We start from the raw sequence: 9,894 nt of genomic DNA on the forward strand, positions 1-9,894 counted from the left end.
CTCGTCCGACTCGATCACGACGACGACCGGGGCCGACCCGACCGGCACCGCCGGCTCCCGGACCGGCACCGCATCGACCGGGACGGCCGGCCCGCAGGTGACCACGGCCCCCGACGGGTCGGGTTCGGTGACCGACCCGTCCACGGGCGTCGTGACGACGCGAGCCCGCTCGGTGGACCCGTCGTCGGGGGCGGTGACCACGCGCTCCACACGCACCGATCCGTCGACCCGTGAGCGCACGACGCAGACGACGACCCGCTCGGCGGACGCCTCCACGGTGGAGGTCACGACGGCGAAGGAGTCGACGGACGACACCGGCTCGGCGACGGGGCCGTCGTCCGAGCCGAGCGCCACGGCCGCGAAGAGCACGGCCGGGGCCACGACGCCGAACCCGGGCGCGAAGTCGTCCGAGACGGCGGCGACGAAGTCCGCGAGCGCGGAACCCACGGGCACGTCCGCCGACACCTCGTCGAGCGCGAAGTCCCCGAGCGCGAAGTCCCCGAGCGCGAAGTCCGCGACTACGGACACCCCGAGCAGCAAGGCCGGCTCGAGCGCCTCGAAGTCGAGCAGTGCCAAGTCGAGCAGCGCGAAATCGACCAGCGCCAGGTCGTCCAGTGCGAAGTCGTCCAGTGCCAAGTCGTCGAGCTCCAAGTCGTCCAGCTCGTCGGTGAAGTCGAGCACGTCGAAGGGGTCGGACGGGTCCACGGTGAAGGAGACGACGACGTCAGACGGCGACGGCAACAGTGTGACCCGCCGCAGCGTCAGCAGCTCCGACGGCGACTCGAAGACCACCTACGTCGCCCAGTCCTCCGACGGCGAGAAGGTGGAGTACTCCGACACGTCGAGCCAGTCGTTCGCGGGGACGTCGGGCCCCGAGGGCTGGTGGTCGCGCGTCTGGGCCTGGTGACCGACCGACCGACCGACCCGCCCCGACCGGATGCCGTAGCGGCGGCCCGGGCCGGGTACAGACGAACGTGCCACTGCCGCCACCCGGGCCTGACGCCCATGTCCTCGTCACCGGCGCCTCCTCCGGGATCGGCGCCGCCATCGCCCGGACGCTGGCCGCCCGCGGCTACCCGACGGTGCTCGTCGCCCGCCGCGAGGAGGCCCTCGTCGAGCTGGCCCGGGAGCTGCGAGCCGTCTCCGGGCTGACCGCCGAGGTCCGGGTCGCGGACCTCGGCGCCGACGCCGGCCGGGACACCGTGCGCGAGGTCGTGCTCACCGACGAGCGGGTCGTCGGGGTGGTCAATGCCGCCGGCTACGGGATCACCGGACGGGTCCTCGATCTCGCCGACGACGACGGTCGCGCGGCCCTCGACGGGCTGGTGCGGCTCAACGTCCAGGCCCTGCACGACCTCACGGTCGCCGCCGTCGGGGCCCTGGTCCGGCGTGCCCGGACCACCGCGCGGACCGGCGCGATCCTCAACGTCTCCTCGATCACCGCCTTCCAGCCGCTGCCCGGGGTGGCGAGCTACGCGGCGAGCAAGGCGTTCGTGCAGTCGTTCTCCGAGGCGGTCCACGCCGAGCTCGCCGGGTCGGGGGTCTCCCTCACCACGCTCAGCCCGGGCCTGACCCGCACCGGGTTCGCCGACGCCGCCGACACCGACGCCTTCGACCGGGCACCCGACCTCGTCGTCGGGGACGCCGCCGACGTCGCGGAGGCCGGGGTGGCGGCGATGGCGGCCGGCCACCGCAGCGTCGTGCCGGGCCTGGTGAACCAGCTGAGCGCCGCCGGGGGACGGCTGGCACCGCGGACCCTGCTGCTCCCCGCGGTCAACGCGGCGATGGACTGGTTCGGCGGGGCGGGACGCCTGGAATGATCAATCCCGTGGCCGTCACCGGAGAGGACCTGCACGCCCGCGGCGAGGAGTTCGCCGAGTTCTGGCGGGAGTACCACCTCGGGACCCTGACCTCGCTGCGCCGCGACGGGAGCCCGCACGTGGTCGCCGTCGGGGTCACGCTCGACCTCGACACGGCGACCGCCCGCGTGATCACCCGGCGCGGCAGCCAGAAGGTCGCGAACGTGCGCCGCGCCGAGGGTTCGCCGGAGGGTGGTGCGCGGGTCGCGGTCAGCCAGGTCGAGCGCGGCCGGTGGTCGACCCTGGAGGGGATCGCCGTCGTCCGGGAGGACCGGGCGTCGGTCGCCGACGCCGAGGCCCGCTACGCGGCCCGCTACCGCACGCCCCGGGAGAACCCGGAGCGGGTGGTCATCGAGATCGCGGTGACGCGGGTCCTCGGCAGCCGGTGACTCAGGACGTCGGGGGTCGTCAGGTCGTAGACCGTCGTCCCGCCGACCGTCGTCGCGGTGAAGTGCGCCTTCACCCACGCCGTGATCTGCACGGTGGCGTCGCTGCCTCCGGTGTCGGGGACCTCCGAGAGGCCCTCGCCGAGGAAGTAGTGCACCTGGCCCGAGGCGACGAGCGCCTGGAACTGCGCCAGGGTCGGCGAGGGATCGGTGCCGTTGAACCCGCCGAGCGGCATGACCGGGTCGCCGCTCGCGAGCTGGTAGCCCGCTGCCGGCATCGACCCGGCGGTCGCCGCCACCCAGGTGTGGCCCGCCGCGCCAGCCTGCAGGAGGGCGGTCAGGTCCGCGGAGGGCTCCGAGGCCCGCAGGAGCGCCATCGCCCCGCCCGGGCCGCCGCGCCCACCGCCACCGGAGCCTGCCCCCGGCGTCCGGCTCTGCCCGGGCGCACCCTGAGCGGCGCCCTGTGCTGATGCGCCCTGCCCACGGGAGCCGCCCGGACCGCCGGGACCACCCTGGCCCCCGCCCGGACCACCCTGGCCCGCGCCTCCGTGACCGCCCGGTCCGCCGAAGCCCGACGACGGGCCCGCTGTCGGGATGATCTCGGTGTGCGAGGTGGCCGCGGTCTGCACCGCATAGGCCACCGGCCCGCCCAGGGCCGCGACGAGGGCAGCCGCCACCACCCCCGTTGTCACCACCCGGCGGGTGCCCGCCCGCAGCAGCCCGCCCAGCACCAGCCCGACGGCCGCGACGAGACCCGTCACGAGCACCACCGCGCGCAGCCAGGGCGGGAACTCGGGGGTCTCGCGCAGCAGCCACCACGACCAGAGCGCCGTGATCGCCACCGTCGCCGCGAGCACCCACCGCACCCAGCCCAGCCGGCGGGCGCGCCAGAGCTCGACGACCCCGACCGCCGCGAGCGCCGCGATCCACGGTGCGAGGGCGACCGCGTAGTACGGGTGGATGATGCCGGCCGCGAGGCTGAACACCCCGGCCGTGACCAGCAGTGATCCGCCCCAGAGCACGACGCCCGTCCGCCGCCGGTCGGTGCGCGCAGCGCCCGTCGGGTCGAGCCCGGCTCCGCTGCGCCTCCGGCGCCCGACGAGAACCAGGACCGCCACGCCCAGCACGAGCGCGGCCGGCAGGAGCCACGACACCTGGTTGGCCATCGACCCGGTGAACAGCGCCGACCACGAGTCGGTGGACGTCGCGCCGCCCATGCCGCCCCCGCCGCCTGCCGGGGGAGCGCCGGCGAGCCCCGCGCCGGGCCCGCCGCCGACCCCACCCGCGGCGCCGCCGCCGAGGCCGCCGCCCCCACCACCGCCACCGAGCTGGCCGGTCTCGTCACCGGTGAGCCGACCGACGCCGTTGTAGCCGAACGCCAGCTCCAGGACGCTGTTGGTCTGCGACCCGCCGACGTAGGGGCGCGACGACGCGGGCCAGAGCTCGACGACCGCGACCCACCAACCGGTGGAGACGATCAGCGACGCGGCCGCGGGCAGCAGCGCGAGGAACCGCCGACGCCAGGTCCCGGGGCCCGCCATGAGGTGCACCCCGAGGAACGCGGGCAGCACAAGGACCGCCTGCAGCGACTTGGTGAGGAACCCGGTGCCCACGCAGGCTGCGGCGAGCACCAGCCACCAGGTCGACGGGGCGAGCGTAGCGACGGGGGATGTCGACGGGGCGAGCGAAGCGACGGGGGATGACGAGGACCGGGTCGTGCCCGCGTCCACCGACCGCACCATCGCGTACGCACCGGCGACGAGGAGCAGGCACAGCAGCGCGTCCGGGTTGTCGAAGCGGAACATGAGCGTCGCGACCGGCGTCACCGCCAGGGCCGCGCCCGCGAGCAGCCCGGCGACCGGACCGGACCAGCGCCGCACCGCCCCCGTGAGCAGTCCGACGGCGCCGACGCCCATGAGCGCCTGCGGCGCGAGCACCGACCACGACGAGAGCCCGAACAGCCGCACCGAGAGCCCGAGGACCCACAGCGAGGCCGGGGGCTTGTCCACCATGATCGATGCGGGCGCGTCCGAGGCCCCGAAGAACCACGCCTTCCAGCTCGTCCCGCCGGCCTGCGCGGCGGCCGCGTAGAACGCGTTGCCCCAGCCGGAGGCCGAGAGACCCACCAGGTAGAGCGCCGCGGTCGCGAGGAGGAGGCCGCCGAGTGCGGGCACGTACCAGCGGGCGGTCCGCCGGGTGTCGGCCGCGGGCGGGGGAGCCGAGGCGGCCGGGGGTGGGGACGACGGAGGCGTGGGTCGCCGACCGGTCAGCAGGCTCATGACGACGAGGGTCGGCGCCGCCCGTGATCACGGGGTGGGCCGGGCCTGTGCGACCGCTGTGCGTCGGGCGAGCTCAGGTCTGGAGCGGGGCCAGCTCCGCCGCGAATCCGTCGAGGAACTCGTCCCAGCTGCCCGGGGCGGTGGCAGGCCGCACGACGAACTTGGTGATCCCGCCGTCGACGAACTCCCCGACGAGCCGGGCGGCCTCGGTCCAGTCCCGCGCGATCAGCGTCGCGGGGTCGGTGTCCGGGCGGCGCTTGGCGGTCGAGGCGAGGACGTGGTCGACCGCGTCCTCGGTCGCGTCCGGCGGCAGGACCAGCAGGTTCGTCCCGTAGTGGTCCTCCTCGACCTCGCGGCCCGCGGCGTCGGCGGCCTCGGCGATGACGGTGCGGGCGGTCGCGGCCTCGGCGGGGGTGACGAACGAGGCGAGCCATCCGTCGGCCAGCCGCCCGACCCGGCGCAGCGCGGCGGGCACCAGCCCGCCGAGCCACAGGTCCAGCGGCCTCGCCGGGCGGGGCGCGACCACGGCGTCGTCCAGGGTGAAGAACCGGCCGTGGTGGGTGACCGACTCCTCGGTGAGCAGCCGCCGCACCACCTCGAGCGCCTCCTCGAGCACGGCGGCGCGCGGTCCGGGCACCGGGTAGGCGGTGCGCTCGGACGGCGTCGCGGGCTGCAGCCCGAACACGGGCAGGATGCGTTTCGGGGCGAGCGCCGCCAGGGAGGCCAGCTGGTGGGCGACGACGGCCGGGTTGCGCCCGGGCAGGACGACGACGCCGGTGCCGAGCTTGAGGTGCTCGGTGCGCCCGGCGGCCCAGCCGAGGGCGACGAGGGGCTCGACGGCGTCGGTGGCGATGCGGTCGGGGAACCACAGCGAGTCGATCCCGCGGCGCTCGCAGCCGTCGACCAGCGTCGTCGTGTCCTCGGCGGGCCCCCGGTCGATCGGCCCGGCCCCGATGCCGATCCGGACCTTCAGCTCGGAGCCGCTCACGCGGTCGCCCGCGCCGCGGTCGTGTCGAGGCAGAGCCCGGCGCCCCGGCCGAAGTCGTCGAAGAGCCGCCACGACGCGACCCGGGAGGCCTCGGCGCGCGCGGCCGTCTCGGCCCGTAGGCCGTCGGTGGAGATGCCCAGCTCCGCGAACCGGTCCTCGATCGCCGTCCCGGTCCAGCGCGCGGCCCACGTCTCGAACTCGGCCGGGGTGATCTCGGGGTGGAACTGCACGCCGAGGTGTCGGTCCTGCCGGAAGGCCTGGTCGCAGCGCGACGAGCGGGCGAGGACCTCGGAGGACGGCGGCGCGGTGAACGCGTCGAAGTGGAACTCCATCCACGGCCCGTCGACGATCACGTCCGGCTCGTAGGAGTCGATGGTTCGCCAGCCGTTCTCGTGGCGCCCGTCGGCGGGGTGGGCGGTGCCGCCGAGGACGCGGGCCAGGAGCTGGCCGCCGAAGCAGATCCCGAGGATCGGCGTGCCCGCGTCGATCACCCGCCGCAGGTAGGCGATCTCGTCGGCGAGCCACGGCACGGCGTCGTCCCAGGCACCCTGGGCGGAGCCGAGGACCGCGACCGCGTCGAGGGCCGCCGGGTCGGGCAGTGCGGTCCCGGCGACGCCCGGCACGATCCGCACGCCGCGCTCGGCAGCCCAGGACGCCAGGGTCCCGGCCTGCACGAGCACCGTCTCGGGGCTCACGTCGTGGCCGATCACGAGCATCGTCGGGGAGTCCATACGACAAGTCTGCCTGCGGGCGGAGGGGGTCGCCGGAGCGGCGACGCGCCTCACATGGGCGGGTACTGGTGGAGTACCCGCGGTGTCCCCAGCTCGTCCGGACGGAGTCCTCCGATGAAGCCCTGTGCCTTCTGCGCCATCGTCGCGGGCACCGCCGACGCCCACGTCGTGCACACCGACGTCGAGACGGTGGCCTTCCTCGACGCGAAGCCCGTGTTCCCGGGCCATGTGCTGCTGGTCCCGCGACTCCACGTGACGACGATGGCCGAGCTGCCTGCCGAGCAGGGGCCCGCGTTCTTCGCGCTCGCCCAGCGGCTCGAGTGTGCCGTCGAAACCGCGATGGAGGCCCCCGGCTCGCTCGTGCTGGTCAACAACGTGGTGAGCCAGTCGGTGCCCCACCTGCACCTGCACGTCATCCCGCGCCGCCCGAAGGACGGCCTCCGGTTCTTCCTGGGCCCCCGTCACCCCTACCGCGACACGGACGAGGCGGCCGCGGTCGCGCAGCGCATCGGCGACACGCTGCGCGACGGCGAGACAGCACCGCCGCCCTGAGCCGTTCGGCTCATGGCGGACGGGGTTGAACGGTCGCGAAGGCAGGCCTTTTCGGGGGTGAGCGGACGCTGCGACGCGCTCAGCGGTCTCAGGTTGTACGTCCGATCAGGTGGATCCGCCCCATCCTCACCGCTCGTACTGCGATAGTCACGGTGCGCGGACGGGCGGCGAGGGTCACCAGCCGGTCACCGTCCGCGATATCGCGTCACCGACGACGGAGGTGGGTATGACGGTCCTGGGATGGGTCGCCGTTCTCGTCGGAGCGTGGTGCGTCGTCTCGGTGCTCGCGGCCCTCGGGCTCGGCGCGCTGCTGCGGCGGGGTTCGGTGGTCGACGGCGAGCTCAGTGACCAGGGCCGCGACCGCGAACTGTTCTCCGACAGCGCGCTCGCGATGTGGCTGGCCGAGGTGCCGTCCGTACCGGACAGCCCCGGGTCCCTCGTGGACGATCTCCCCCGGCCCCGCGGGCCGCGTGACGTCGGTTCGGGCACCACCGAGGTGCCGACTCTCCGGTAGGTGGCCTGCGGCCTGGTGGGCACTCAATGTCGCTATATAGCGACATTTCTGCTCACGAGCCGGAAGCCCCGATGCCGATGGCGTCGCGCACCGAGCGGAGCACCCGGCGGGCGCGGTCCCGCGCGACCTCGCCGCCGCGCGCCAGGACGTCGTCGAGCTCGCTGCCCGGCTCCATGAGCACCTCGTAGCGCTCGCGCATCGGGGCCAGGCGCTCCTCGAGGACGTCGGCGAGCTGGTTCTTCAGGTCGCCCCAGCCGACCCCGCCCGCCTCCAGGCGCGCTCGGGTGTCCGCGACGACGTCGTCGGGGGCGAACTGGGCGAGGATCTGGAACACCGAGGACGCGTCCGGGTCCTTCGGGGCCTCGACGGGCGTGGAGTCGGTCGGGATCCGCCGCACGAGCTTGCGGAGCTTCGCCGGCGGCAGGAACAGCGGGATGTAGTTGTCGTAGGACTTCGACATCTTGCGGCCGTCGAGGCCCGGCAGCGTGTGCCCGGTCGTCTCCGGCGGGATCACCGCCTCGGGGATCGTGAACCGGTAGCCCGAGCCGTAGAGGTGGTTGAAGCTGCCCGCGATGTCGGCGGCGATCTCCACGTGCTGCTGCTGGTCACGCCCGACCGGGACGAGGTCCGCCTCCATGATCAGGATGTCGACGGCCATGAGGATCGGGTAGTTGTAGGTCCCCATGTTGATGCCGGCGTCGGGCTCCTCGCCCGCGGCGACGTTCGCGTCCCGGGCCGCCTTGTAGGCGTGGGCGCGGTTCATCAGGCCCTTGCCGGTGACGCAGGACAGGATCCAGGCCAGCTCGAAGGTCTCGGGGACGTCGGACTGCTTGTAGAAGATCGTCCGCTGCGGGTCGAGGCCGGCGGCGAGCCAGGTGGCGGCCACGGCACGCGTCCAGTGGTGGAGCTGCTCGGGGTCCCGGGCGGTGGTGAGGGCGTGGTAATCGGCGATGAAGTAGAGCGACTCGTGCTCGCCCGCCATCGCGATCGCCGGCTCGATGGCGCCGATGAGGTTGCCCAGATGGGGTTCCCCGGTCGGCTTGATCCCGGTCAGGGAGCTCTTCGTGCGCGTGACCGGGGCGTTCTCCGTGCTCACCACGATCACCGAGCCTATCCGTGCCGGAGGCGCTCCCCGTCGATGAGGCCACGGCGGCGTGCCGAGTGCTCGAACCACAGGGTGGTGAGCGGCGGGATGCTCGCGAGGAGCCCGACGATCGTGGTGCTCGCGCGCCAGCGGAAGGTGCGCGCGGTCAGGAGCGTGATGACCACGTAGGCGATGAACAGCACCCCGTGGATCGGCCCGAAGATCTTCACGCCGATGTCGTCGAACACCACGAGGTACTTGAACACCATCCCGATCAGCAGCCCCGCCCAGGAGCACGCCTCGGCGATCGCGACGGTGCGGAACGCCCGGGCCAGCAGCACCGGGTCGATCGCACGGCTGGTGGTCGACGGGGAGGTCACGGCGACACTGTGCCGCACGGCCCCGTGGGTGCGGTGTGACGGTGCGCCATCCACTCGTGGGCCCCGGCGGCCGGCCCGCAAGATCGCGAATTCGTGAGCGTGTCGGCCCGCAATCTTGCGCATGTCGCTCACGAGAACGCGATCTTGACCTCGCGCGGCCCCGACGATGGTCACTGAACCCGAGGCCGGGGCTGATCGCGGCGCCCGCCCAGCGACGTCGGCCGAGCGGTCGCCCCCGTCAGCCCGGCACCGCGTCGAGCAGCGCCTGCCGCAGCGCCACCGCCGCCGGTCCTACGTCCCCGCGCGGCCAGGCGAGGACCAGCCGCGACCGGACGCCCTCCGCCGCGAACGGTACCGTCGCGAGCCCCTCGGACCGCAGCGCGGAGACGGACCCGGGCAGCACGGCCACCCCGAGCCCCCGCGCGGCCAACCGCGCGAGCACCGACGGGTCGCTCGCGCTGCACGTCACGTGCGGCGCCGGGGAGATCGAGGCGCAGGCGAGGTCGACCGCCTCGCGCAGCGCGTTGCCCTCGGCGGGCAGGACGAGGTCGCGGCCGGCCAGGTCGGCCGGTCCCGCCGACGACAAACCGGCCAGGGGGTGATCCGGAGGTACCGCGAGCACGAGCGGCTGCTCGGACACGGTCCGGGTCTCGAGGTCGTCGGGCAGCGGGCCGGCCGCGCCCACCAGCGCCACGTCCAGTCGGCCGCCGCGCAACCCCTCGAAGAGCGCGCCCGAGCCCTCCTCCACCAGCGAGCACACGACGTACGGGTGCTCCCCGGAGAAGTCGGCGACCACGCCGGGCACGTCCAGGAACGGGCCCGAGCTGACCATGCCCGCGCGGGCCGTGCCCCGCAGCAGCCCGTCGAGGTCGTCGACCACCCGTCGCACGCCGGCGACGGCGTCCAGCGCGGCCCGGGCGGCGGCGACCACCTCGACCCCGACCGGCGTCGGACGGACCTGGTGCCCGGAGCGGTCGAGCAGGGCGTGCCCGAGCTCGCGCTCCAGCTTGCGGATCTGGGCGCTCACACCGGGCTGGGCGACGCGCAGGCGCTCGGCGGCGCGCGTGAAGCCGCCCTCGTCGGCGACGGCGACCAGGTACTCGAGCTGATGCAGCTGCACA

12 protein-coding genes are annotated in these 9,894 nt (G+C 74.5%); 5 read left to right on the plus strand and 7 right to left on the minus strand.

The features are described 5' to 3' along the window. The coding region (locus VGI02_RS04015; RefSeq protein ID WP_331625969.1) for a hypothetical protein at positions 1 to 741 on the minus strand (741 nt) is incomplete at its 3' end. A gap of 4 nt (positions 742 to 745) precedes the next feature. On the opposite strand from VGI02_RS04015, the gene VGI02_RS04020 reads away from it, so the two are divergent. From VGI02_RS04020 to VGI02_RS04030, 3 genes are all read left to right on the plus strand, one after another. Continuing rightward, positions 746 to 907, plus strand: a complete 162-nt coding sequence (locus VGI02_RS04020; RefSeq protein ID WP_331625970.1) for a hypothetical protein — start codon at positions 746 to 748, stop codon at positions 905 to 907. 67 nt (positions 908 to 974) lie between these two features. Continuing rightward, complete coding sequence (locus VGI02_RS04025; protein WP_331625971.1) at positions 975 to 1,820, plus strand: SDR family NAD(P)-dependent oxidoreductase; 846 nt, start codon at positions 975 to 977, stop codon at positions 1,818 to 1,820. After that, positions 1,817 to 2,248 carry a pyridoxamine 5'-phosphate oxidase family protein gene (locus VGI02_RS04030; protein WP_331625972.1) on the plus strand — a complete coding sequence of 144 codons (432 nt, stop codon included), beginning with the start codon at positions 1,817 to 1,819 and terminating at the stop codon, positions 2,246 to 2,248. Before VGI02_RS04025 ends, VGI02_RS04030 begins: the two co-directional genes overlap by 4 nt. Here VGI02_RS04030 and VGI02_RS04035 read toward each other — a convergent pair. From VGI02_RS04035 to VGI02_RS04045, 3 genes are all read right to left on the minus strand, one after another. Continuing rightward, positions 2,173 to 4,524 (minus strand): ArnT family glycosyltransferase, encoded by a 2,352-nt coding sequence (locus tag VGI02_RS04035; RefSeq protein ID WP_331625973.1) that lies wholly within the window; start codon positions 4,522 to 4,524, stop codon positions 2,173 to 2,175. The genes VGI02_RS04030 and VGI02_RS04035 overlap by 76 nt on opposite strands. Positions 4,525 to 4,597: 73 nt before the next feature. Next, a complete protein-coding gene (locus tag VGI02_RS04040) occupies positions 4,598 to 5,512 on the minus strand; it encodes a TIGR03854 family LLM class F420-dependent oxidoreductase (protein WP_331625974.1) in 915 nt (304 codons plus the stop codon). Next, positions 5,509 to 6,243, minus strand: a complete 735-nt coding sequence (locus VGI02_RS04045; protein ID WP_331625975.1) for a type 1 glutamine amidotransferase — start codon at positions 6,241 to 6,243, stop codon at positions 5,509 to 5,511. Before VGI02_RS04045 ends, VGI02_RS04040 begins: the two co-directional genes overlap by 4 nt. Before the next feature lie 114 nt (positions 6,244 to 6,357). On the opposite strand from VGI02_RS04045, the gene VGI02_RS04050 reads away from it, so the two are divergent. Further along, the gene (locus VGI02_RS04050) at positions 6,358 to 6,795 is read left to right on the plus strand and encodes an HIT family protein (RefSeq protein ID WP_331625976.1); all 438 of its coding nucleotides are present in this window, start codon (positions 6,358 to 6,360) and stop codon (positions 6,793 to 6,795) included. A gap of 226 nt (positions 6,796 to 7,021) precedes the next feature. Next, a complete protein-coding gene (locus VGI02_RS04055; protein WP_331625977.1) occupies positions 7,022 to 7,309 on the plus strand; it encodes a hypothetical protein in 288 nt (95 codons plus the stop codon). Positions 7,310 to 7,361: 52 nt separating this feature from the next. Here VGI02_RS04055 and VGI02_RS04060 read toward each other — a convergent pair whose 3' ends face one another. The 3 genes from VGI02_RS04060 to VGI02_RS04070 all read right to left on the minus strand — a co-directional run. Beyond that, positions 7,362 to 8,408 carry a tryptophan--tRNA ligase gene (locus VGI02_RS04060; protein WP_331625978.1) on the minus strand — a complete coding sequence of 349 codons (1,047 nt, stop codon included), beginning with the start codon at positions 8,406 to 8,408 and terminating at the stop codon, positions 7,362 to 7,364. 11 nt (positions 8,409 to 8,419) lie between these two features. After that, positions 8,420 to 8,773: a DUF3817 domain-containing protein gene (locus VGI02_RS04065; RefSeq protein ID WP_331625980.1), complete on the minus strand. Its 354-nt coding sequence runs from the start codon at positions 8,771 to 8,773 to the stop codon at positions 8,420 to 8,422. A gap of 238 nt (positions 8,774 to 9,011) precedes the next feature. Then, positions 9,012 to 9,894: LysR family transcriptional regulator (locus VGI02_RS04070; RefSeq protein ID WP_331625981.1), on the minus strand; the 883-nt coding region annotated here is incomplete at its 5' end.

The sequence above is a fragment of the Actinomycetospora sp. genome (assembly GCF_036497245.1).
Lineage (GTDB): Bacteria > Actinomycetota > Actinomycetes > Mycobacteriales > Pseudonocardiaceae > Actinomycetospora.